This is a genomic window from Nocardia brevicatena NBRC 12119, from assembly GCF_000308495.1.
Classification (GTDB): Bacteria; Actinomycetota; Actinomycetes; order Mycobacteriales; family Mycobacteriaceae; genus Nocardia; species Nocardia brevicatena.
The window spans coordinates 14,464-37,990 of the sequence record NZ_BAFU01000066.1; the positions used below are offsets into that span (position 1 = coordinate 14,464).

The window sequence follows — 23,527 nt, forward strand, 5'->3', positions numbered from 1 at the left end:
CGAGACTCGCGCCTTCGGCGCATGCGCTTCGGGCGCCGAAACGCGAGACGGCCGCGAACGGGGCCGCGACGGCGCGGCTCCCGAGGGGTTGCGTTGGGGGCGGAGCTTACGGCGGAGTGCTGCTTACAGCGGAGTGCCGGTCGGCAGGTATGGGTCGGGCTGCGGTGTGCACGAGGATCGACGGCGCGGCGTAACCCTGCTTCGGCGGGCCGAGGGGCGTGTGCGTTTTGGGTGGGATTACGCCGCTATACCGGATCGGTGACAGGGTTGGTCCCGTTGTCGTACCTCGCCGGGCGGTAGGGCGGGGCGTTCAGGAGCAGGCGGCGAGGACCAGTTCACGGACACGGGCGGCGTCGGCCTGGCCGCGGGTGGCCTTCATGACATCGCCGACGATCTTGCCGGCGGCCTGTACCTTGCCCCCGCGGATCTTGTCCGCGATATCGGGGTTGGCGGCCAGCGCCTTCTCGACCTCGGCCTGCAGGGCACTCTCGTCGGTGACCATGCCCAGACCCTTGGTCTCCACGATCCGCGCCGGATCGCCTTCACCGGCCAGCACCATGTCGACGACCTGCTTGGCGACCTTGTTGTTCACGGTCTTGGCCTCCACCAACCCGATCACCTCCGCCACCTGGGCCGGGGTGATGGGCAGGTCGGCCAGTTCGACACCGCGTTCGTTGGCCTTCTCGGCGAGATAGGCGACCCACCAGGAGCGGGCCTGGGTAGCGGGAGCGCCGGCGTCCACGGTGGCGATGATGAGGTCCAACGCGCCGGCGTTCACCAGATCGCGCATCACCTCGTCGGAGATACCCCATTCGGACTGGATGCGGGCCCGGCGCAGCCACGGGTACTCCGGAATGGTGCCGCGCAGGCCCTCCACCCATTCGGCGGCGGGCGCGACGGGCTCGAGATCGGGTTCGGGGAAGTACCGGTAGTCCTCGGCGGTTTCCTTGCGCCGGCCCGGTGAGGTGGAGCCGTCGGTCTCGTGGAAATGCCTGGTCTCCTGGACGACGGTGCCGCCCGAGGCGAGAACGACCGCCTGCCGGCGCATTTCGAACCGGACGGCGACCTCCACGCTCTTGAGCGAGTTGACGTTCTTGGTTTCGGTGCGGGTGCCGAATTCGGTCGCCCCGACCGGCATGAGCGAGACATTCGCGTCACAGCGCAGCGAACCGTGCTCCATCCGGACATCGGAGACGTTCAGCGCCTTCAGCAGATCGCGCAACGCGGTGACATAGGCCCGCGCCACCTCCGGCGCCCGCTCCCCCGCACCGGTGATCGGCTTGGTGACGATCTCGATCAGCGGCACACCGGCCCGGTTGTAGTCCAGCAGTGAATGGCTGGCGCCGTGGATCCGCCCGGTGGCGCCGCCGATATGCACCGACTTACCGGTGTCCTCTTCCATATGAGCGCGTTCGATCTCGACCCGGAAGACGCTGCCGTCGTCGAGCGGGACATCGAGATGGCCGTCGGTGGCAATGGGTTCGTCGTACTGGCTGATCTGGTAGTTCTTCGGCTGGTCCGGGTAGAAGTAGTTCTTGCGCGCGAACCGGCCCCACGGCGTGATGGAACAGTTGAGCGCCAGGCCGATCCGTACCGCGGCCTCGACCGCCTTCCGGTTCACCACCGGCAGCGAACCGGGCAGGCCGAGGCACACCGGGCAGACCTGCGTATTCGGCTCCGCGCCGAACGTGGTCGGGCAGCCGCAGAACATCTTGGTCTCGGTGGACAGCTCGACGTGGACCTCCATGCCCAGAACCGGTTCGTACCGGGTCACGACATCGGCGTAATCCATCAGTTCGACGGTTGGTGCGCTCATGGTCAACAGTCTATGGCGTGCCACCGCGCCCCGGGCCGCTGGTGCGCTCACCGGAGACCGGGGCCGCCGCGCGACCCGCGCCGACGGTCACTTCCGCGAGAAACGCTGTTTCAGCCAGTCGGTAACGGCGCCGAGTATCACCGGGTCGATGGTCGTCTCGATCGTGGCGTATTCGTCGACCAAACCGGTCCCGGCCGGCTGCATCAGGTGATTGAGCCCCTTGAAGGTACGGACGGTGGCGTCGGGATTGTCGGCCAGCAGCTGCCGCATCACCGGCTCGTTCTGCGCCGCGGAGACCTGCAGATCCTTGGAACCGAAGAACGCCAGCACCGGCATCCGCAGCGCGGACAGCGCCGGGGCCGGATCGTAGCCCACCATGGCCGCCGTATAGGGGGTGGCGATGGATTCGAGCTGGTCGGCCGGAACGCGTTTCTCCTCCGGCTGGGATTCGTTGTGCGTTCGGATGATGTGTCGGGCCCGTTCCAGGTCTCCGGTGCGCAGCGCCCCGACGAGCTCGGTGATATAGGCCAGGTGGGCGTCCGTCTCCTCCGGTGACGCGCCCGCAGCGCGCAGTATCTCCCGGTTCTGCTTCAACAGGATATCCGCGCCCGATACGGCCGGACCGGCCATGGAGATCACGAAGGCCACACCGCTGTCCGGTCGCGCCGCGACCAGCGGTGCGAGATAGCCGCCCTCGCTGTGGCCCAGCAACCCGACCCGGGTCGGATCGATCTCGGGGCGCCCACGCAGGAAATCGAGCCCGGCCCGGATATCGGTCGTCAAATCGTCATAGCCGGCTTCCTGCAGCACCCCGCCGGTGCCACCGACACCGCGGTCGTCGACGCGCAGGACCGCGTATCCGACGCGGGTGAGAACATCCGACAACACCAGGAACGGCTTGTGCCCCATGAGTTCTTCGTTGCGGTCCTGCGGTCCGCTGCCGGTGATCAGCAGGACCGCGGGAAACGGGCCCTGGCCCTCGGGGCGGGTGAGCGTGCCCGCGACGGTGATATCACCGCTTCGATACGTGACGTCCTCGGACACGTACGGCAGCGGCGGTTTCGGCTCCTGCGGCCGCTCCCGCCCGCGCACCGCACCGCGCTCCATGGCCAACGTGAACGTCCGGCCGGACTGGGTGAAATCGCCGGTGATGCGACCGGTTCCGGTATCGAGGCGACCATGGAAGGCGGCATCGCCCGGAACGTTGGGGACGGAGAATTCCACCCGTCCCGGCTCCGTGACGACCTTGTCGAGACTCGCCCCCACGATGCCCTGGGCCGGAATATCGATGGTGGCGCTGTCGGGTCCGGTGAAGTTCACCCCGACCGCCAACGGCTGCGCGGGAAGCTCGATCGTCCCGTGCCATTCTCCACGCACCGTGCCACCGCTGCCGGGCTCCGTAAGGGAACAGCCGGTGAGCAGCGCAACGACCATGGACAAGACCAGCAGGACCATCCGACCGGTGCGCATGCGCCCCACTGTACCGACGAGCCCGCCGTACCGGGGCGAATCCACCGGCCCGGACCGGTCGGGCGGGGCCGGTATCCACCCGTCCGGCCGATGGCGGTCCGTCCGCTGTCAGCCGAAGAAGGCCTGCGCTTCCTGGTACCGCTCGGCCGGCACCCGTTTGAGCTGCTCGGTGGCCTCGGACAATGGCACCAGGCCGATCTCGGTTCCGCGCAGTGCGACCATCTGGCCGAAATGACCCGCGTGTACCGCCTCGGCCGCGTGCAGGCCGAAGCGGGTGGCCAGGACCCGGTCGTAGGGGGTGGGGCTGCCGCCGCGCTGGACGTGGCCGAGGACGGTGGTGCGCACCTCCTTGCCGATCCGACGTTCGATCTCGGGGCCCAACTGTTGGGCGACGCCGGTGAAGCGTTCGTGCCCGAATTCGTCGATACCGCCCTCTCGGAGGGTGAACCCGGTGTCCGGCGCGGGATGCGAACCCTCGGCCACCACGCAGATGAAATGTTTGTCACCGCGCTGGAAGCGGCGCTTGATCATGGCGCACACCTCCCGCACATCGAACGGTTCCTCGGGGACCAGGGTCAGATGGGCGCCGGCGGCCATTCCGGAGTTGATCGCGATCCAGCCCGCGTGCCGGCCCATGACCTCGACCAGCATGACCCGCTGATGCGACTCCGCGGTGGTGTGCAGCCGGTCGATGGCCTCGGTGGCGATGGACAACGCGGTGTCGTGGCCGAACGTGACGTCGGTGCAATCGATATCGTTATCGATCGTCTTGGGCACGCCGACCACCGGAACACCCTCTTCGGACAGCCAACTGGCGGCGGTGAGCGTGCCTTCCCCGCCGATCGGGATCAAGGCCTCGATACCGTTGTCGTCCAGGGTCTGCCGGATGCGGCCGAGTCCCTGGCGCAGTACGTCCGGATTGGTGCGTGCGGTGCCCAGGATGGTGCCGCCCTTGGCGAGCAGTCGGTCGGTACGGTCGTCGTTGAAAATCTTGATCTTGCGGTCTTCCAGCAGGCCCCGCCAGCCGTCCTCGAATCCGACGATCGCATCGCCGTACCGACCGTTCGCGGTGCGGACGATAGCGCGGATAACAGCGTTCAGCCCCGGGCAGTCCCCGCCTCCGGTCAAGACTCCGATGCGCATGGCGCTATCTTGCCCGGTTTACGCCGGCGTCGATCCCCCGCCCCCATGACGATCGGGTTACACCGGCCCGGACCACCTCGCCAAGGGTGTCAGGACGTGCACACCCCGCCGGTGAACTCGCCGAGATGTTCCGATAGCAGGTCGGCAATCTTGTTCAGCATGCCTATCCCGTCGGAGTAGGTGCCGGAATCGGGTTGTGCCGCAACGGCGATCGCGATCTTGCCGCCGCCGGTGGGCACCAGCCCGAACTGTCGGACCAGATAGCCGCCGGAGGTGTCGGGCCCCCAACCGCCCTTGTACTCCGCCTTGTCGAACTCCGCTCCCAGACCCCACTGCTGGTTCGTGCCGATCTCGTCCATCAGGTCGACCACCGCCGCGGAATCGGATAGACACGGCAAGCGGGAAGCGAAAGTCACCTGGTCGGCCAGCGCCCATTCGGCCTGGCCGAAGGCCGAGTAGTCGGCGCGGACGCGTTTGGCCGGCACCGTGGTCACGGTATCCCCGGCCTCCCGCAGTACACCCTGCACCGCGGCGGCGGCCTGCTGGGGAGTGCCCAGCGAGTCCCACAGCGCATCGGCAGCGAAGTTGTCGGAGGCGGTGATGGTCGCCGAGACGGAGTAGTCGAGCCCGTCCGGATCCTTGCGGACGGCCGCGATCGCCAGCGGCACCTTCATGGTCGACCAGGCCGGACCGGTGGTCCAATTGCCGAATACCACCGGCCGGTCACCGCCGACCGGCATGATCGCCAGACCGATCCGCCCCGCCTGCTCGGCCTGGAGTTCGGTGAATCCGGCGGCCAGTGTGCCCGGCACGGTGACCGACATCGCCTCGCCGCTGTCGGCGTAGGTCATGAGCGAGCGGGGCGTTTCCGTGGCGAGAGGGGCGGGTTCGGCGGCGCAGCCGGCGAGCGCGGTGAGACCCGTACAGGCGAACGCCACGATCAACCGCCGAGCCAAGGGTACGTACCGGGTTTTCTGGGTATACACATCTCGGCGCATCGTGGTACGGACTCTCACTATCCCGATATCGGCAGTACGGTCGAAAAACCGTACTCCATCCCGGCGCTGTTCGCGCCTTTACGAGCTCGGCCGGTTGTGAAGCACCGGTGTGCGGCGACCCCGGGCTCAGTAGACGTAGACCACCGCGTTCTCACCGCCGCTGCAGGTGACCAGTCCCTTCTCCGCGGTGCAGGTCATGGCGTAGCTCCGGCCGGTCACGGGACTGACGGCCTCCACGACGACCGGTGTCCCGTCCGTGGCGGTGGCGTCGGCGTTCTCCAGATACGCCTTGCGGACCTCTTCGGCGAAACCGCAGCTGGTGACCGAGGTGCCGGTCGCCGACCTGCCGAACTTCCCGGTGCCGGCCTGTGCCTGCGGGCAGGGTCGCGCATCCACGGGCAGAGTGGCCGGGGCCGCGGTGGTGGAGGTGGCCAGGGTCGTGGACCGCGGGACTGTGGTCGCCCGGGGCACCGTCGACGTTACGACGGGCGCCGCGGAACGGGTGACGGCGCCGACCGGTGGGGCGGCGGATTCGTCGGACCCGAACAGCCGGGACCCGAGCACCGCCGCGATCGCGACCACCGCGACCACCATGATCCCGACCAGGATGGGTACGGCGACACCATGGTCCGGCCGCGACTCGGTGCGCTCGGACCGAACGCGCCGACCGCGAACGGAAGACTTCGAGCGAGCGGGGGAATCGTCGACCTCCGAGGTATAGGGGTCGTGAGCGCCACCTGTGGCACCGTATTCGGCCGGCTCCTCGGGATACGGCGAGTACCCGCCGGCATGGTCGCTGTCGCCGAGGTATTCGTCGGGTTCGGGTCGCGGACCGGCCGGCGGACCGAGGGGCTGTTCCGAAGCCGGCGTATCGAGCGAGGGGAACCCCGACATTCCATGGCCGTCGGCGGGCCACTCCGGCGGATACGGGGATTGCCGATCCGGTACGGCAGGAGCTCGGAAACCCCCGGTCGGCGGACCGGACGGGTAACCGGTGTCGTGGACGCGGGTCATATCGTCGAGCGGATACGGCCCGGTCGGCGTGGCACTGCCGGGGACGGCGGCCGGGTGCACCTGCTCGCCCCGGTACAAATGGGCGTCCGGGAACGGACGCACGGACCCGGCCGACGTGTGGGGGTCCGGTTCGGCGGGCGGCAGCGGGACGAGTTGGGTGTCGGAGGGCCGGACCTCGGTGGGGTCACTCGGGATGATGGCGGGCAGGACCCGTTCCCCGGTCGATTCCGGCGATCCGTCCCCGGCGCCGCGGTCCGGCATCTTGATCACCAGCGTGGGGAAACCGCCCGTCGTGGGCGCGCTCGGGGTGCCGGCCGGACGGGCGGGCGGGACCCCCGGCCGACCGACCGCTGTCCGCGGCCCGACCAGCGCGGCACGTGCGGCGCGGGCCAGTGCACCGGCCGTCGCGTACCGATCCTCCGGGTTCTTGGCCATGCCTTTGGCGATCACCTCGTCGAGCGTGACCGGTATCCCGGTGCGCTGGGCGCTCGGCCGCGGTGGCGGTTGGGACAGGTGGGCGCGGATGAGCACGCTGGTGCCGGTGGCGGGAAACGGCGGCGCGCCGGTGAGACATTCGTGCAGGACACAGGTCAGCGAGTAGATGTCGGCCCGGGCGGTGACCGGTCCGGTATCGAAACACTCGGGCGCCATATAGGTGTAGGGGGCGGGGGTGATACCCACCTGGGTGACGGCGCTGTCGCTCGCGGCGTGGGCGATGCCGAAATCGGTGAGATACGCGAAATCGACGTCGGTGACGAGGATATCGGCGGGTTCGACGTCGCGGTGCACGAGTCCGACGGCGTGCGCGGCGTCCAGCGCGGCCGCGACCTGTTCGATGATGCCGACGGCGCGGGCCGGGGACAGCGCGCCCCGCTCGTGCAGCAGCGTGCGCAGGTCGAAACCTCGTACCAGGCGCGTATCGAGGAAGAGCCGCCCGTGGATCACACCCCAGTCGTGGACGGGGACGATATGTGGTTCGGTCAGCCGGGCCACCAGCTGCGATTCCCGCCGGAACCGCGTCCGGTATTCCGGGTCTCGCGCGAGCTCGTCGGCCAGCAGTTTGAGCGCGACCACCCGGTCCTTGTCCGTGTCGTACGCCTCGTAGACCTCCCCCATCCCCCCTCTGCCCAGCAGTGACCGCAACTCGTACGGCCCGAACCGGCCTCCGATATCGGCCCCAGGCGTTTGCACCCGACCTCCTCCGCATTCCGGGCAGACGGCGTCCGACCGTGTTGCCCGTCAGACAGGAGATTGTCCGGGGGAGACCACCCCATGGTCAAACGCGAAGACGATGGCCGCCGCGCGGTCGCGCAGACCCAGTTTGCCGAAGATATGCCCGATATGACTTTTCACGGTGACTTCGGAGATTCCGAGAGCGTGGGCGATCTCACTGTTGGCGTGGCCGCGGCCGATCAGTTCGAGCACCTCGAGTTCGCGGGCGGTCAGGTCCGCGAGCCCGGTGCCGACCGCCACCGAGGCGGGCCGCGTGGTGCGATAGGTGGCCAGAACCCGGCCGGTGACCGCCGGGTCGAGCCACGCGCCGCCGGCGGCCACGGTGCGCACCGCCCGGATGAGATCCTCGGCCGGTGAGTCCTTGAGGATGAAACCCGCGGCGCCCGCGCGCAGCGCACCGGACAGCAGCTGATCGTCGTCGAAGGTGGTGAGCACCAGCACGGGCGGATGATCGGCGCGGGCCCGCAGCGTCCGGGTGGCCTCGATCCCGCCGACACGTTTCATCCGCAGATCCATCAGCACCACATCAGGGGTGTTCGCCGCGACCGCCGCCAACACCTCGTCACCATCGGCGCATTCGCCGATCCGGAAACCGTCCCGGCGGCGCAGGATCCGCCGCAGGCCGCCGCGCACCAGCTCCTGGTCGTCGACGACCAGGACGTCGAGCAGATCGTCGGGGGTGTCGGTGGTCGCCCTGGTCATCGCCGCTCCTGCCGGGCCGTGTCGACGGTGTCGGAGTAGACGGTATCGGGGTCGACGGTGGCCGGACCGGTGTGCTCCGAGTCGGACGTCCGGCTCGACCACGGGCACCGCGATCGGCCGCCCTGCCCCGACGCCATGGCCGGGGTGAGGGGAAACTTCGCGTGCACCGTCCATCCTCTGTTGTCCGGCCCGGCCCGCAGTCGCCCGCCGAGCAGTTCGGTGCGCTGCCGCATCCCGGCGATACCCATACCGCTGCCCCCGCCGGTCCCCGCGGGCAGACCACCGGGCACCGTATTGTGCACCCGCACCGATACCGATTCGGCGCCGACGGCCAACCGGAAATCGACCTCCGCGCCGGGCGCGTGCTTGGCGATATTGGCCAGTGATTCCTGGCCGATGCGGTACAGCGCCAGACCGAGGGCCGCCGATACCGCCCCCAGGTCGCCGGTGAGCCGGCGACGCACGGTGAGCCCCGCGTGGACGAAGTCGTCGATCAGCGCACCGATATCCCCGGCACCGGGTTCGGCGCCGCGAACGGACGGCCGGGTGTCGAGCAGCCCGACGGTGCGCCGGATATCGGCCATGGCCTGTCGCCCGAGCCGTTCGGCGTCGGTGAGCGCGTCCACCGCCTCGTCCACATCGCGGTCGGTGGCCAGCGCGTGTCGGGCGGCGGTGAGATGCAGCAGGGTGATGCTCAGCGAATGCGCGATGACATCGTGTACCTCGCGGGCGATACGGCCGCGTTCCTCCACGGCGGCCCGGGCGGCCCGGGCACCCTGATACTCGCGTTCCTGGTAGAGGAACCGCCGTTGATTCTGCAGCATGACACCGACCAGCCAGCCCAGCAGGATCCCCATCGCGTACATCGGGACCCCGGTGCGCAACCGGGTGTCATCCCACAGTAGTGCGCCCAGCTCGGCGAAGACGATCAACTCGGCCACCGCGGCCAGGGCCCACAGCACGCTCATCCGTTTCGGTGCGATGGCGGCGATCTCCCCGATCGCCACGGTCAGGACGAACGGCGCGAAATCGGCGGCCACCGGCTGGACGAAGAACAGGGCCGCGGCCGCCACGGCGGACAAACCCAGCTGCACCGGCGAGGGCACGATGGCGAAGTAGACGAACAAGGGGAACGAGAGGAACAGCAGCACCAGTGCCAGCAGGGGCAGCAGGGTCGGGAAATAGTGGTGCCGCTGGACGCAGGCCGCCACCCCGATCACCAGATAGGCCACATCGGCGCCGATCACGATACTCGGCGGATAGTCGAAGGGCAGTTCGGACAGGGAACGGCGCACTCCCGGCAGGCGGATACGGTGCATCGACGACCGGAGTCGGTCCCGGATATCGCGACCGGCCCGGAAGGCCGCCCGCCTCATCCGGCCGGAGGACTCCCCTCGGACGGTCTCCCGTGACACGGGGTCGTGGGCTGTGACCCGGCTCGCAGACACAACTCCAGGTTAGCCGGCGCCGGGACGCGGTCACATCGTCCCGCGGCAGGTTCACCGCTCCGCCCACGGTAGGAGATCGATTCGCGTCCCCGGCACGACGACAACGCCTGCGCCGATTCGTAGCGTGAAACACGTCGTCGCACCATCCGCGCGACGCCCGCACGCCCAACCACAGAAAGGGCTCGGCCATGTCCTGGGAAGACCAGCATCTGCGCACCGAAATCCTGCACACAATCCTGGACCGGGCGGCCGTCGATCCCGACCGCCCGGACCTGTTCGACGGTATCCCCGATCTGGATCGGCTGTTCGGTGATCCCGACGGAGTAGTTGCGGCGCTGCGGTATCGGTGGAAGATTCATCTCGATACCAAGCTGGAGACGGCGGCCGAACGCGGACAGACCGCCGCCGAGGCGTATCTCGAGCTGGCGGCCGAACAGCCCGTGCTCCGCGCGGTGCTCGATGCCCGAACGGCGTCACGGGTTCTCGTGGCATGAGGTAACGTGCGCGACCACGCGGACGGTCTCGGCCTCTCCGACGAGCGCACGAGAACCCGCGGGCGGACACCTGTACGACCATCCGCGGAAGGGACGGGGGATGCGATGACGCAGCCTGCCATGCTGGAACTGTCGAATGTCGTCAAGGAGTACCGGGTCGGCGGCCAGGCGGTCCGCGCGCTCGACGGTATCGACCTGCGGCTCGAGGCCGGCGAGTTCACCTCGGTGATCGGCCCGTCCGGCTCCGGGAAAAGCACCCTGCTGCATCTCCTGGGTGCGTTGGATCGTCCTGATTCCGGCTCCATCCGGTTCCGGGGCGAGGAGATCGGCGATCTCGACGAGCAGCGACAGTCCGAATTCCGCAGGCATTGCGTGGGTTTCGTCTTCCAGTTCTTCAACCTGCTGCCCACCCTGTCGGCGTGGGAGAACGTCGCGGTCCCGAAACTGCTCGACGGGACCGGGCTGCGCAAGGCGAAACCGAGGGCGCTGGAACTCCTCGACCGGGTCGGTCTCGGCAATCGGGCCGCGCACCGCCCCACGGAGCTGTCCGGGGGACAGATGCAGCGGGTGGCGGTGGCGCGGGCACTGATCATGGATCCGCCGCTGATCCTGGCCGACGAACCCACCGGAAATCTGGACTCGAAAACCGGGGTGTCGATTCTCGAGTTGCTCGGTTCGGTCGCCGAATCCGGTAACTCGGTGGTGATGGTGACCCACGATCAGGGCGCGGTGCGGTACTGCGATCGGATCGTCACGCTCGGCGACGGACGGATCGGGTCGGACGAGCGTACCGGGACGGGCCGCCGCGACACCTCGGTGGTCGGTGCCTGACCTGTTCCGCCGCATCGGAGCCGCGCTACAGCGGTGCGTCGTCCCACCACCGCGTCACGGCGATATCGGGTGACAACGCCGAGGCACCGGGATCGTCTTCCCCCGAATAGCTCACATAGAGCAGGGAATTCGAGCGACCCGGGTCCGATTCGAAACTGACGACCATCATGGTGGTGTAGCTGTGGCCGGGTGGACCGGGCCGGCTCCAGGTGTGCGACGTGTAGAGCGCACCGCTCTTCGAGCCCGCCATACTCTCGTGCGGCGGCAGTTCCTCGACCACGGCGCGCGCGTCGGCGGCATTGTCGTAGGTGAGGATCTTGTAGCTCATATGCGCCTGGGTCTCGTCGTGTCTACGGCACTCCCACAGCACCTCCCAGGGCGCGGTCTCCAACACATCGGAGAGACCCCCGACCGGGTCGCCGGGTTCGTACCAGAAACAGGAGGCCTTCTGATACCCCTGTCCGGCGGGGCCCGTTCCCTGCGGCAGCAGGGTCGGAAACAGCGCCCGGGTGCGGTCCACCGGGTCCGTTGCCTGCGGCGACGGCGGATCGGTCCGCAGGGTCGAGACATCACCGCCCTCCGGTCCGGCGGTCGGGCCCGTATCATCTTCGTCGCCCTGCCCGACCACGAACAGCGCACCGACCAGTACCAGCGCGACGACGACGATCGGTACCAGTACCAGCGCGGCGACCAACGGCGCGCGGCCGCCTCGTTTCGGAGGGAAGTGGTGGATATCGGGCCGATTCGTACCGTATCCGCCGGGAGGGCCGGGCAACGGGGCGCCGTACCCCGTCGCCACCGGGCCACCGGGCCGGGGCGGGTACGCGGTCCCGCCGACGGCCTGTCCGTTCTCCCCCACTGCCGCGGGCCTCTCATTCGAGACAACCGCGACGGTGGGACCGTCCGGCGCGGCCCCGCGCTCCGGCTGCGGGCCGTCTCCGCCCGCCCGCGCCGCGGCATCCGTCGATAGGGGCGCCGCGCCTCCACCGCCGACTCCGGAACGGGGCGGTACGGCGCCGGCGGCGGCCACCGGTGCGCCCGGATATCCGGAGCTCATGGCCCCCGCGCCGGCCGCGTAGCCCGAGGGAACCACCGGCGTATTCAGCGCCTGCCGGGCGGCGGCGGCGAATTCGGCGCAGGTGGCGAACCGATGAGCGGGATGTTTGGCCATGGCGCGGGCCAGCACGGCGTCCAGCCCGGAGGGAAGGCCGGGGCGTTTCACCGCCAGCGGCGGGGGGGCGAGCTGCAGGTTTCCGTGGATGATATCGGCGGGGTTCGGCGAATCGAACGGTGCCATCCCGGTGAGCAGCCAGTACAGCGCGCAGGCCAGCGAATACTGGTCCGACCGCGGATCCAGCTCGCCGCCGGTCATCTGTTCCGGTGAGGCGAAGGCCAGGGTCGCGGTGAACATCCCGGTCTGGGTGAGGCGGGTGGTTTCCGCGCGCAGTCGGGCCAGCCCGAAGTCGGTGAGGAACACCCGTTCGCCCTGACCGTCCTTGGCGCGGGCGAGCAGGATATTGGCCGGTTTGACGTCGCGGTGCAGTACCCCCATCCCGTGTGCGTAGTCCAGGGCCTCGGCGACCCCCTCGATGATCTGCACCGCCTTTTCCGGCGGCAGCGTCAGCGGATTGACCGTTCCCGCGTCCGCGCCGTCGATGTACTGCATGCACATCCACAGCTGGTCGCCCTCGGCACCGCGGTCGTAGACGGCGACGATCCCGGGATGGTCCAGGTGCGCGGCCAGGTCGGCTTCACGTTCGAATCGGGTGCGTACCGCGGCGTCGGCGAACAGGTCGCGGTTCAACAGTTTGAGGGCGGTCGGTTTGCCCAGTCGGGGGTGGCGGGCCAGATACACCGATCCCATGCCGCCCTGTCCGAGTAGTCGCTCGATGGCGAACCCGGCGAATACGTCACCGCTGTTCAGCAACGACAACCCCCTTCGGGAAACAGACGGCCCCGCGAGCCTACCGGGCGCCGGGGGCGCGTCACCATCATGACGGCACATACCCGCGTCCGCGGTCCGGGACAACCCCGCGGGCGGCTCAGCCGGGTGTGACCAGGCCGGACTCATAGGCCAGGACTACCGCCTGGGCCCGATCGCGCAGGCGAAGTTTCGTAAACACCTTGGAGACATGGGTTTTCACCGTCTGCTCGGCGACGAACAGCGCCTCGGCGATCTCGGTGTTGGACATCCCCTTGGCGATCAGCTCGAGTACCTCCCGTTCCCGTGGTGTCAAGGTGGCCAGCTCGGCCGGGGGTGTCCGTCGGACCGTGCGCCGCCGCACCACATCGGCGATGAGTCGTTGCGTCACCGTCGGCGCCAACAGCGCCTGACCTTCCGCCACCACCCGGACCGCACGGACCAGTTCGTCCGCCGGGGCGTCCTTGAGGAGGAATCCGCTCGCTCCCATTCCGAGTGCCTCGTACACATAGTCGTCGATATCGAAGGTGGTCAGCATCAATACCCGCACCGGTGGATCGAAGTTCGATCCGAGAATGACACGTGCCGCGTCGAGCCCGTTCATCTCCGGCATGCGCACATCCATGAGCACGACATCCGGCCGCAGCCGCCGCGCCTCGGCCACGGCGGCCCGGCCGTCGGCCGCGTCACCGACCACACTGATATCGGGTTGAGCGGAGAGCAGAGCACCGAACCCCTGGCGCACCATCGCCTGATCGTCGGCAATCAACACGGTTATCGCCACGAACCCACCCTAATTCGTGGGTCCGCGGCCGGGGACACCGCCGGTCCCGTCACGGGTGGACCGACGGCACCCGGGCCCGCACCTCGAATCCGCCGTCGGCGCGCGGCCCGGCCGTGACGTCCCCACCGACCGCGCGAGCACGGGTCCGCATACCCGCCAGGCCGTGGCCCTCGGCGCCGCTCGCCGGGACGGGCGTGACAGCGGCCTCGTTGACGACCACCAGTTCGACGTCAGGACCGCAGGTGATCCGTGCTCGTACCACCGCACCGGGCGCGTGCCGGGCGGCATTCGACAACGCTTCCTGCGCAATCCGATACAGCGCGAGACCCGCCGCATCCGGTACGGCATCGAGCGCACCGTCTATCGTCCAGGTGATCTCCATCCCGGCGCGCTCGGCCCCGGTGAACAGCGAGACCACATCGGCCGCGGTGGGCGTGGGCGTCCGCTCGGCGACCTGTCCGTCGCTGCGCAGCACTCCGAGCAGACCACGAACCTCGTTCAGCGCTTCCCGAGCGTTGGCGCCGATGGATTCGAATTCCGCCCGCACCTGCGGGGTGACTCCCTCTATCCGATACGCCGCGGTCTGCGCCTGCACCACCGCCAACGACATCCGATGGGCCACCACGTCATGCAGGTCGCGCGCGATTCGCGCCTTCTCCTCGAGGACGGCGCGCCGGGCCCGCTCCAATTCGGTGACCTCTTCCTGCCGGGCCAGTTCCCGGCGAGCGAGCACCACCCAGCGGATGAGCAGCGCCACGAACACCACACTGCCCAGGGATATCGGCCACATCCACAGTGGAGTGTCCGTGACGGGAGACACTTCGGCGGCCAGCAGCAATGAGGTGGCACCCCATACCACCCCGACCATGGGCAGCGGCACCCGTAGCGCGACCGCGAACAGCAGGAAGTTCAGGGCGACGATGTGCACCACTTGGAAGGGGATCTCGTGGTCGGGGCGATTCGGCAAGAGCAGCGCGAAGACCAGCGCCGATCCGGCCGAGATCGCCCAGCCGAGTGTGGCGTTCGTCCGTATCAGAAGTACCGGCAGTGCCGCGAAGGCGGCGACGAACGGCTGGGCCACCGCGGGCACGGCATGGGTGATGTGCAGGGTCGGCCAGGCCACCGCGAACAGCACCAGCGCCAGCAGGACGACGGCCAGGTCGAGGAGACGTCCCGCTCGGACTCGGGCGAGGCGGTTCCGGTGGGGGGGCGCGCCGGGATCCTCGAGCCCGGTGGGCATATCGGTGGCGCTCGCGTCGGTCATACCCTCGATGCTAGGAAACGGCCGGCGGCCCGGCTTCGTACCAGCGAGTGACTTCCACCCCCTACCGGGGAGGTAGTCCCGGCCGTGGCCGCTCCTCGAACGGGTATGGGGAAGGCCCCCGGCGGTAGGACGATGCGCGGCGCGGCCCCCTAAGGTGGGCCCTCATGATCTCTGCGAGCAGTCGCCCCCGATGTCCGGCTCCGCGGTCCGCGGCCTTCACCGCCGCCACCCTCTCCTCTCTGGTGACCATGGCCGTTCTGGCTCCCACCGCCGACGCGATAAGCCCCGATACTGGGCCCGTGACGCCGCTCGATGCCGCGGTGGTCGAGTTGACCTCGGGCGGACCGGGCTCGGAGACCGCGATTCCGGCCGATTTCGTGGAGCTCATCGGTTATCGACCCGCCACCATGGACGGCCTGCTGGTCGCACCGAACGGCGCCTGCTCCTCGCCCGTGTCGCTGCCGCCGGAATTCGATACCCCGTGTAAGGCACACGATCTCGGCTACGATTTGCTCCGCTACGCGGCTCGTCGGGGTGTTCCGCTGGGCCCTTGGGCCCGTCAGGCTCTCGATCAGGCGCTCGATCTCCGTATGCACGCCGCGTGCGCCACGCGGACGGATCCGCTGCTGCGCGCCCAGTGCGATACCGTGGCCGAGATCGCCGCCACGGCCGTAGAGCTCAATTCCCGCCGCCAGGAATATGGTGTGCCGGTGGAGGAGACCCTGGTCAGCGCCGCTACGGCGGATACCCCGACCCGCCCGTGGCTGTGGCGCGCGGCGGCCTTCGCCGTCGCCACGATCGTGGCGTGCGGAATGATGCTGCGCCGCCGCCGCACCCCGGCTCCCCTGGTCGAGGCCCCGCCCCGGGCTCTGCACGAGTTGACCCACCTCTGAAACACGTTCTAGTTTGGGGTGTGCTTGTTGTGGACAACGTGATCGAGGTGGACGCGCCCGCCGAGGTGGTGTGGTCGGTGCTCACTGATATGGACGAATACGGCGAGTGGAATCCGTTCATCAGCCGCTGCAGATCGACCCTCGAGGTCGGCGCACCGATCGATATGGTCGTCCGGCAGCTCACGCCGCGCCCCATCCGCATGCGGGAATACATCCGCAGCCATACTCCCGGCAGGGAATTCAGCTACGCGATGAAACCGATCCCGCTCGGTGCGCTGCGCAGCCTGCGGTCGCACACCGTGATCCCGCTCGACGCCGGTCGCACCCGCTACGAATCCCATTTCGAACTCGCGGGCCGGCTGTCACCACTGGTCGGACTGTTGTTCGGGCGCGGTTTCCGACGTGGATTCCCCGGGATGACCACCGGCGTCGCCCGCCGGGCCGAACATCTCCACACAGGGTAACCCTCCCGCCTCCCGGTGACGGTCGCGGAGACCACCACCGGGAGGCGGCGCGCTCGGATGGTCAGGCGATGTCCCCGCGCGCGGCCTCGTACGCGGCACCCACCCGGTACAGCCGATCATCGGCCAGGGCCGGCGCCATGATCTGCAGACCGACCGGCATACCGTCGTCCTTGCTCAGCCCCGACGGCACCGACATGGCGGGATGGCCGGCCAGGTTGGTCGGCAGGGTGCACAGGTCCGACAGATACATGGCCAGCGGGTCGTCGACCTTCTCGCCCAGCTTCCACGGCGTGAAAGGACTGGTCGGCGAGACCAGCACATCGACCTGCTCGTAGGCGGCGGCGAAATCACGGGCGATGAGGGTACGCACCTTCAGCGCCTGCCCGTAATAGGCGTCGTAGTATCCGGCCGACAGGGCATAGGTACCGAGCATGATGCGCCGCTTGACTTCCGGACCGAACCCGGCGGCCCGCGTGGCGGCCATCACTTGTTCGGCACTGCGGGTGCCGTCGTCGCCGACACGCAGGCCGTAGCGCATGGCGTCGAACCGGGCCAGGTTGGATGACACCTCGCTCGGCATCACCAGGTAGTACGAGGACAGCGCGTATTCGAAGTGCGGGCACGACACCTCGATCACCTCGGCGCCCAGTTCCTTCAGCACCCCGACCGCGGCGTCGAAGGACGCCAGCACCCCGGGCTGGTAGCTGTCGGAGTGCAGTTCCTTCACCACGCCGATCCGCATGCCACGCAGATCACCGGCGGCTCCCTCGCGGGCGGCGGCGACCACCGGGGCGACCGGTACGTCGCGGGAGGTGGAGTCGCGCGGATCGTATCCGGCGATCACCTCGTGCAGCAGCGCCGTGTCGAGCACCGTACGCCCGCACGGACCGCCCTGGTCCAGCGACGAGGCGCAGGCGACGAGACCGTATCGGGACACCGTCCCGTAGGTGGGCTTGGTGCCGACGGTCGCGGTCATCGCGGCGGGCTGGCGGATGGAGCCGCCGGTATCGGTGCCGATGGCCAGCGGTGCCTGATACGAGGCCAGCGCCGCCGATGAACCGCCGCCGGAGCCGCCGGGGACGCGGCCGGTATCCCACGGGTTCCTGGTCGGACCGTAGGCGGAGTTCTCGGTGGACGAGCCCATGGCGAACTCGTCCATATTGGTCTTCCCGAGAATCGGGATACCCGCCGCGCGCAGCCGCTGGGTCAGGGTCGCGTCGTACGGCGACACCCAGCCCTCGAGGATTTTCGAGGCACAGGTGGTCGGCATATCGGTGGTGGTGAACACGTCCTTGAGCGCCAGCGGCACCCCGGCCAGCGGCGAGACGGGCGCGTCGGCCTCGGCGATCACGGCATCGACCTGCGCCGCGGACGCCAGTGCCTGCTCCTCGGCCACATGCAGAAACGCGTGGTATTCGCCGTCCACCTCGGCGATCCGGTCCAGATGCGCCCGGGTGACCTCCACCGAGGTGACCTCGCGGGCGTGGATCTTCACCGCCAGTTCGGCGGCGCTCAGCCTGGTCAGCTCACTCATACTGTGCTCTCCTTCGGCATGCGCGGGCGCCCTCCGTGGTCACGCTGCGCTACCTCCTCCGTGCGCTGACCGCTCATTCCGGCTCCCCCAGGATCTGCGGGACGACGAACCGCTGCTCTTCCACCGCGGGCGCGGCGGCGAGCGCCTCGTGCGGGGTGAGACCGGGTGTCACCACATCCGGGCGGGTCACGTTGGTCTCCGGATCCGGCGAGGCGGTGGCGGGCACATCGGCGGCCGCGACTTCGGAAATGGTCCGAACATGGCTGAGGATCGAATCCAGCTGACCGGCGAACTGATCCAGTTCGGCATCGGTCAGGGCGAGCCTGGACAGCCGGGCGAGGTGTGCTACCTCGTCGCGGGAGATGGCGGTCACCGCGAACCCCTTTCGGCTAGTGCGTATGTTTGATTGTCTCGACTGCGAATGGACAGGCACAGCACAGCCTAATAGGCACTGCCCGAAGGCCGACCCGCCACCGTCGCGCTCGGGCGAAGCGCAGGTGGAGCCGGATCGGTCTCATCGACGGAGGCCGGCGCACCCGCAGCCCACACGGCCGCGGGTGCGCCCGTTCCGGTCACCCGGGACCCGCCCATGACACCCCGTCGGACCATTCATCCGACTTTTTGACTCGATAACCGGACGCAATGGGTGTAAGGATTGTCAGACCGGGTACTCGTGGAGGACCTCGGCCGTATATGAAAGGGATACGCACGTGTCATACCTGCTCCGCGTGCAACTTCCGGATCGTCCGGGAAGCCTCGGTGCGCTAGCGGTCGCCCTCGGCTCGGTCGGCGCGGACATCCTCTCGTTGGACGTGGTGGAACGCGGCGCGGGCTTCGCGGTGGACGATCTGGTCGTCGAAGTGGCCCCGAACGCACTCCCCGATACGCTCATCACCGCCGCCGAATCGCTCACCGATGTTCGGGTCGACTCGATCCGACCATATTCCGGGATCCTCGACACCCACCGGGAGCTGGAGCTGATCGACCAGGTCGCCGGCGCCCGGGACGACCGGCTCCAGGTGCTGGTGGACGGTGTCCCGCGGGTACTGCGAGTCGGCTGGAGCACCGTACTGGATATGGGCCCGCAAGGCGGCTACCGCGTGGTCGGCAGCCAGAGCGCGCCGCAGACCCAGGCGGCGACGACACCGTGGATGCCGTTGGAGAAACCCACCGTCCTCGACCCCGAGGGCGACTGGGTACCCACGATCTGGCGGGATATGGACACCAAGCTGGCGGCGGCCCCCCTGGGCGACTCCGGTAAGACGCTGCTGCTGGGACGTCCGGGCGGGCCGGATTTCCGCCCGTCGGAGGTCGCGCGCCTCGGCTACCTGGCCGGGATCGTCGCCACCGTCCTCGGCTGAGCGACGCCACATCCGCACGGCTGCCGCCGACCCGAACCGGTTCAACTGCCGAGGCTTCCCGTTTCGGGCCGGGCGATCTGCCACTTCTGCGGTTTACCCGGCGGATAGACGACGGTGAGGGTATCGCCGATGGACGGCCATTCGTGCACCTCCCGGACAAACCGTCCGTAGACCACTGTGCCCGGCTCCGTGGGACCGGTGAGATTACCGGTGACGGTCACGAACTGCTCCCCCACCGCATCCGGGCGCGGACTGACCCCGGTGAGGTAGAGCGTTCCGACCTCCGCCTGCTCCGGTATCCGCGTTCCACGCCGCCCGCGCAGTACCAGCGCGAGCATCCCCACCAGGGCGCCCACCATGATCACGAGCATCGCAACCTCGAACACTCTGTCCATGCTAGGCGCGCCCGCGCCCACACTCCGTCGGGCGCGGGGCCGATGACGGATCGCCGGTGAAACCGCGCCGGACGGCGGACCCGTCACGATCGGCCCCGCCCGCCGGATGCCCGGACCGACCGGTCAACGGACATCGATGGTGCTGGTGCCGTGCTCGGTGCGGCGGATCTGCCAGACCGCCGAGCGGGTGCGCTGGGAGCGTCCGTTACCGCGGTCGATGAGCGACCGCTCGCCGGTAGTGTAGATCAGCTGCGCACCACGGGTGTTGGTCTCCGGGTTCTGGAACAGCTGCACCAGCCGATCGGTTTCCTCCACTGTCAGATGTGTACCGATATCGTCGACCGCGAGCACGCGGCCGGTGTCCAGCGCGTCGAGCAGGACCGGTAGCAGCCGTAGCAATGCCAAGGTCGCGGTGGATTCCTCGGCAATGGTGAAGACCGGGTCGACACCGTCGTGCACCAAGCGCAGACCTACACCGTGCCGGGCCACCATGCGCGTGTACAGGGCGTCGCGGGCATTGCGCATATTGGCCAGTTCCCGCTCCAGCGCCACCGGGGTGACCCCACTGTCCTGTTCCAGTCGCTGTGCGTAGGCGGGCGAGGCGGCGCACCGTTCGATATGCTCGGCCAACCCGGCGATATCGGTGTCGAGTTCGCTCAGGTACTCGGCGTAGCCGGGATCGTTCTGGGCGATGAGCAGGTCGGTGATACCCAGATCGGCCGTCTGCAGCAGGGTGAGCAGCCGGGCGGCGTTTTCGGTCGACCGGGACAGGTGTGCGCCGAGCCGCAGCTCCACCGCGGCCGGATCGGTACCGCCGTGCACCACCTCGAGCATGGTGTCGAACCACCGATACGCCGGTACCAGCGCTTCGGCGTACATCTGTCCGGCCAGACCGAGCAGCAGGGCATTGGGCCGCACCAGCGGCATGAGCGCGGTGATGCCGTAGCGGGCCGCCTCGAACATCGGGCCCACCCGGATCTGTCCGGCCAACCGTTCGAAGACGATCCGCTTACGCGAGCGCGGATGGCTGTACAGCCATTCCGCGGCCACCTCGGCGGCCGCCAACCGGAATCCGTAGGTGTAGGGGCAGTCCTCCGCCATGAAGACGGCCTCGAATTCGGTGGGCCGGTCCGCGTGCCCGAGATGTGGGCTGCGGACCGGCCCGGCATAGGGGTCCCATCCGGCCACCGAATTCAGTACCGCATCACGCATCTGCGCCAGCGCGTCGATCAGGTTCGACTTCCCCGCGGCCGGACCACCGTGAACCGCCGTCACCGGTACCGCCACCGGACCGTTGCCGCGGACCGACCGCAACTCCTGAGGTTCGGCCAACGATTTGTGATTGGTCACCCGAAAACTGCGCAGCATGCCGCCATCCTCCCGCCTCGGCCCCGCCAACCGAAACCCCCGCGCCACCGGCCCGATACTCGGCAGGCCTATACGCCGGCCCCGGCGCCTCCGAATCCCGCACCTTACCTGGTGGATGCGGTGGAGGCGTTACTCGTTCGTGTCCTCCTCGGCCGGCGCCTTCGGGCGCACCCTCTCCGGTCCGGACGCCAGGAGCAGACGAAACCCGTCCTCGTCGAGCACGGGCACACCGAGTTCCTCGGCCTTCACGGCCTTCGAACCGGGTGAATCCCCGACGACGACAAAGGCCGTCTTCTTCGACACCGACCCGGCGGCCTTCCCGCCGCGCCGCAGAATCGCCTCTTTGGCGTCGTCACGGGAGAAGCCCTGGAGCGAGCCGGTGACCACGATGGACAACCCCTCGAGGGTGCGCGCGATGGATTCGTCGCGTTCGTCGACCATCCGCACCCCCGCCGCCCGCCATTTGTCCACGATCACCCGATGCCAGTCGACGGTGAACCATTCGATCACGGCGGCGGCAATGGTCGGGCCCACCCCGTCGGTATCGGCCAGCTCCTCCACCGAGGCCTGCTCGATCCGTTCCAGGCTGCCGAATTCCGCGGCCAGGGCGCGGGCCGCGGTGGGTCCCACATGCCGGATGGACAGGCCCACCAGCACCCGCCACAGCGGCCGGTCCCTGGCGGCGTTCAGATTCTCCAGCAGCCGGCGGCCGTTCGCGGACAGGCTGCCGTTCTTGTTCACGAACAGTGGAGTGGTCTTCAGCCGTTCCTCGGTGAGGTCGAACAGGTCGCCTTCATCGGTGATGGCACCGGATTCCAGCAGCGCGATCGCCGCCTCATAGCCGAGGGCCTCGATATCGAACGCCCCGCGCCCGGCCACATGGAACACCCGCTCCCGCAATTGCGCGGGACAGGTGCGGGCGTTGGGACAGCGGATATCGGCGTCGCCCTCTTTCTCGTAAGCGAGTTCTGTCCCGCATTCCGGACAGTGCGTCGGCATGACGAACTTCCGTTCGTCGCCGGTGCGCGCGTCGACCACCGGTCCGAGCACCTCGGGGATCACGTCACCGGCCTTGCGAATGGTGACGGTATCGCCGATCAACACACCCTTGCGGACCACTTCGGAGGCGTTGTGCAGGGTCGCCATGGACACCGTGGACCCGGCGATCACCACCGGTTCCATCACCGCGAACGGGGTGACCCGCCCGGTGCGACCGACATTGACCGCGATATCCCGCAGTTTCGTGGTGGCCTCCTCCGGCGGATATTTGTAGGCGATCGCCCAGCGCGGCGCCCGGGAGGTGGAACCCAGCCGCCGCTGCACCGACCGTTCGTCGACCTTGACCACCAGACCGTCGATTTCGTGCTCGATATCGTGGCGGTGTTCGCCCCAGTAGGTGATCCGTTCCAGCACCGCGTCGATGCCCTGCACCCGAACCGTATGCGTGGACACCGGCAGCCCCCAGGCGGCCAGCGCCTCGTAGGCACCGTGCAGCGAATCCGGGGTATAGCCCTCGATATGGCCGATGCCGTGACAGAACATCCGCAGCCTGCGCCGCGCGGTGATCGAGGGGTCCTTCTGCCGCAGCGAGCCCGCGGCGGTATTGCGCGGATTCGCGTACGGGGGTTTACCCTCGGCCACGATCGCGGCGTTCAGGTTCTCGAAATCCTCGAGCCGCATGTACACCTCGCCACGCACCTCGAGCACCTCGGGAATGGGATGGTCCGGATGTTCGGCCAGGGTGACCGGAATATCGTCGATGGTGCGGGCGTTGAGCGTGACGTCTTCGCCGGTCCGCCCGTCGCCACGGGTGGCCGCCCGCCACAATCGACCCTTGCGGTACACCAGATTCAGGGCGACACCGTCGATCTTCACCTCGCACAGATAGTGCAGACCGGTCCCGGCCTCGGCCTCCACCCGGCCTACCCAGGCCCGCATGTCCTCGACGGTGAACGCGTTGTCCAGCGACAGCATTCGCTCCAGATGATCCACCGGCGTGAAATCGGTGGCGAATCCGCCCCCCACCAGCTGGGTGGGCGAATCCGGGGTGCGCAGATCCGGGTACTGCTCCTCCATGGCCTGCAGCCGCTGGAAGAGCACATCGAACTCACCGTCGGAAATGATGGGCGCATCCCGCACGTAATACCGGAACTGGTGCTCACGCACCTCGTCGGCGAGCTGCTGCCATTGCGCGCGCTGCTGGGCGGACGCCGGTTCGGGGGCCGCGGTATCCGGTTCAGCGGGGAGTCCGAGATCGCTCACCTCTCGCAGGTTAGTCGAGCCTCCCGACAGGGCCGTATCACGTTCCCGCACGTCGCCGAGGGATTCTCCGGACGGACCACCCCCGCGACCCCGCTCGCCGGCCGGGGCCCGCACGGGCAGCGACACCGAACC

20 protein-coding genes are annotated in these 23,527 nt (G+C 68.8%); 5 read left to right on the forward strand and 15 right to left on the reverse strand.

Annotated elements, in window-relative coordinates:
* Positions 1-310 precede the first annotated feature (310 nt).
* The 7 genes from gatB to ON20_RS17740 form a co-directional block, all read right to left on the reverse strand.
* Positions 311-1,816 carry an Asp-tRNA(Asn)/Glu-tRNA(Gln) amidotransferase subunit GatB gene (gene gatB, locus ON20_RS17705; protein WP_040836935.1) on the reverse strand — a complete coding sequence of 502 codons (1,506 nt, stop codon included), beginning with the start codon at positions 1,814-1,816 and terminating at the stop codon, positions 311-313.
* Positions 1,817-1,903: 87 nt separating this feature from the next.
* Positions 1,904-3,286, reverse strand: a complete 1,383-nt coding sequence (locus ON20_RS17710; protein ID WP_040836936.1) for an alpha/beta hydrolase family protein — start codon at positions 3,284-3,286, stop codon at positions 1,904-1,906.
* Between the two features lie 108 nt (positions 3,287-3,394).
* Complete coding sequence (locus ON20_RS17715; protein WP_040836937.1) at positions 3,395-4,429, reverse strand: ATP-dependent 6-phosphofructokinase; 1,035 nt, start codon at positions 4,427-4,429, stop codon at positions 3,395-3,397.
* 89 nt (positions 4,430-4,518) lie between these two features.
* Entirely contained in the window at positions 4,519-5,415 is an 897-nt protein-coding gene (locus ON20_RS17720; protein ID WP_157228876.1) for a serine hydrolase, read from the reverse strand.
* A 138-nt stretch (positions 5,416-5,553) separates the two neighbouring features.
* On the reverse strand, positions 5,554-7,632 hold the full coding sequence (locus tag ON20_RS40295; RefSeq protein WP_306306857.1) for a serine/threonine-protein kinase: 2,079 nt from the start codon (positions 7,630-7,632) through the stop codon (positions 5,554-5,556).
* Positions 7,633-7,680: 48 nt separating this feature from the next.
* On the reverse strand, positions 7,681-8,376 hold the full coding sequence (locus tag ON20_RS17735; RefSeq protein ID WP_051162716.1) for a response regulator: 696 nt from the start codon (positions 8,374-8,376) through the stop codon (positions 7,681-7,683).
* Positions 8,373-9,824: a sensor histidine kinase gene (locus tag ON20_RS17740; RefSeq protein WP_245547293.1), complete on the reverse strand. Its 1,452-nt coding sequence runs from the start codon at positions 9,822-9,824 to the stop codon at positions 8,373-8,375. Before ON20_RS17740 ends, ON20_RS17735 begins: the two co-directional genes overlap by 4 nt.
* A 188-nt stretch (positions 9,825-10,012) precedes the next feature.
* Between ON20_RS17740 and ON20_RS17745 the strand changes: the two genes are divergently transcribed.
* On the forward strand, positions 10,013-10,318 hold the full coding sequence (locus tag ON20_RS17745; RefSeq protein WP_040836938.1) for a hypothetical protein: 306 nt from the start codon (positions 10,013-10,015) through the stop codon (positions 10,316-10,318).
* Positions 10,319-10,423: 105 nt separating this feature from the next.
* Entirely contained in the window at positions 10,424-11,149 is a 726-nt protein-coding gene (locus ON20_RS17750) for an ABC transporter ATP-binding protein (RefSeq protein ID WP_083865009.1), read from the forward strand.
* A 25-nt stretch (positions 11,150-11,174) separates the two neighbouring features.
* On the opposite strand, the gene ON20_RS35750 is transcribed toward ON20_RS17750, so the two are convergent.
* From ON20_RS35750 to ON20_RS17765, 3 genes are all read right to left on the reverse strand, one after another.
* Complete coding sequence (locus ON20_RS35750; protein ID WP_051162720.1) at positions 11,175-13,076, reverse strand: serine/threonine-protein kinase; 1,902 nt, start codon at positions 13,074-13,076, stop codon at positions 11,175-11,177.
* A 115-nt stretch (positions 13,077-13,191) separates the two neighbouring features.
* Positions 13,192-13,854: a response regulator gene (locus ON20_RS17760; protein ID WP_040836940.1), complete on the reverse strand. Its 663-nt coding sequence runs from the start codon at positions 13,852-13,854 to the stop codon at positions 13,192-13,194.
* Positions 13,855-13,903: 49 nt separating this feature from the next.
* A complete protein-coding gene (locus tag ON20_RS17765) occupies positions 13,904-15,118 on the reverse strand; it encodes a sensor histidine kinase (protein WP_083865010.1) in 1,215 nt (404 codons plus the stop codon).
* A gap of 164 nt (positions 15,119-15,282) precedes the next feature.
* On the opposite strand from ON20_RS17765, the gene ON20_RS17770 reads away from it, so the two are divergent.
* The gene (locus tag ON20_RS17770) at positions 15,283-16,011 is read left to right on the forward strand and encodes a hypothetical protein (RefSeq protein WP_157228877.1); all 729 of its coding nucleotides are present in this window, start codon (positions 15,283-15,285) and stop codon (positions 16,009-16,011) included.
* A 20-nt stretch (positions 16,012-16,031) separates the two neighbouring features.
* Complete coding sequence (locus ON20_RS17775; protein ID WP_040836941.1) at positions 16,032-16,475, forward strand: SRPBCC domain-containing protein; 444 nt, start codon at positions 16,032-16,034, stop codon at positions 16,473-16,475.
* Positions 16,476-16,536: 61 nt separating this feature from the next.
* Here the strand turns inward: ON20_RS17775 and gatA are convergent, their stop codons facing one another.
* Positions 16,537-18,009, reverse strand: coding sequence for an Asp-tRNA(Asn)/Glu-tRNA(Gln) amidotransferase subunit GatA (gene gatA / locus ON20_RS17780; RefSeq protein ID WP_040836943.1), 1,473 nt, complete (start codon positions 18,007-18,009; stop codon positions 16,537-16,539).
* Positions 18,010-18,082: 73 nt separating this feature from the next.
* On the reverse strand, positions 18,083-18,382 hold the full coding sequence (gene gatC, locus ON20_RS17785) for an Asp-tRNA(Asn)/Glu-tRNA(Gln) amidotransferase subunit GatC (RefSeq protein WP_040836945.1): 300 nt from the start codon (positions 18,380-18,382) through the stop codon (positions 18,083-18,085).
* A gap of 337 nt (positions 18,383-18,719) precedes the next feature.
* Between gatC and ON20_RS17790 the strand changes: the two genes are divergently transcribed.
* On the forward strand, positions 18,720-19,370 hold the full coding sequence (locus tag ON20_RS17790; protein ID WP_040836947.1) for an ACT domain-containing protein: 651 nt from the start codon (positions 18,720-18,722) through the stop codon (positions 19,368-19,370).
* Positions 19,371-19,411: 41 nt separating this feature from the next.
* Here the strand turns inward: ON20_RS17790 and ON20_RS17795 are convergent, their stop codons facing one another.
* The 3 genes from ON20_RS17795 to ligA all read right to left on the reverse strand — a co-directional run bounded on the left by ON20_RS17795 (position 19,412) and on the right by ligA (position 23,395).
* A complete protein-coding gene (locus tag ON20_RS17795; protein ID WP_040837022.1) occupies positions 19,412-19,756 on the reverse strand; it encodes a hypothetical protein in 345 nt (114 codons plus the stop codon).
* Between the two features lie 132 nt (positions 19,757-19,888).
* On the reverse strand, positions 19,889-21,133 hold the full coding sequence (locus ON20_RS17800; RefSeq protein ID WP_040836948.1) for an AAA family ATPase: 1,245 nt from the start codon (positions 21,131-21,133) through the stop codon (positions 19,889-19,891).
* Positions 21,134-21,262: 129 nt separating this feature from the next.
* Positions 21,263-23,395, reverse strand: a complete 2,133-nt coding sequence (gene ligA, locus ON20_RS17805) for an NAD-dependent DNA ligase LigA (protein ID WP_040837023.1) — start codon at positions 23,393-23,395, stop codon at positions 21,263-21,265.
* Between the last annotated feature and the right edge of the window lie 132 nt (positions 23,396-23,527).

What these genes read in the sequence shown, in the direction of transcription:
- ON20_RS17715 (WP_040836937.1), bottom strand. Translation starts at nt 4,429, where the DNA reads ATGCGCATCGGAGTCTTGACCGGAGGCGGGGACTGCCCGGGGCTGAAC.
- ON20_RS17710 (WP_040836936.1), bottom strand. Translation starts at nt 3,286, where the DNA reads ATGCGCACCGGTCGGATGGTCCTGCTGGTCTTGTCCATGGTCGTTGCG.
- ON20_RS17770 (WP_157228877.1), top strand. Translation starts at nt 15,283, where the DNA reads ATGATCTCTGCGAGCAGTCGCCCCCGATGTCCGGCTCCGCGGTCCGCG.
- ON20_RS17745 (WP_040836938.1), top strand. Translation starts at nt 10,013, where the DNA reads ATGTCCTGGGAAGACCAGCATCTGCGCACCGAAATCCTGCACACAATC.
- ON20_RS17800 (WP_040836948.1), bottom strand. Translation starts at nt 21,133, where the DNA reads ATGCTGCGCAGTTTTCGGGTGACCAATCACAAATCGTTGGCCGAACCT.
- ON20_RS17750 (WP_083865009.1), top strand. Translation starts at nt 10,424, where the DNA reads ATGACGCAGCCTGCCATGCTGGAACTGTCGAATGTCGTCAAGGAGTAC.
- gatB (WP_040836935.1), bottom strand. Translation starts at nt 1,816, where the DNA reads ATGAGCGCACCAACCGTCGAACTGATGGATTACGCCGATGTCGTGACC.
- ON20_RS17735 (WP_051162716.1), bottom strand. Translation starts at nt 8,376, where the DNA reads ATGACCAGGGCGACCACCGACACCCCCGACGATCTGCTCGACGTCCTG.
- gatA (WP_040836943.1), bottom strand. Translation starts at nt 18,009, where the DNA reads ATGAGTGAGCTGACCAGGCTGAGCGCCGCCGAACTGGCGGTGAAGATC.
- ON20_RS17765 (WP_083865010.1), bottom strand. Translation starts at nt 15,118, where the DNA reads ATGACCGACGCGAGCGCCACCGATATGCCCACCGGGCTCGAGGATCCC.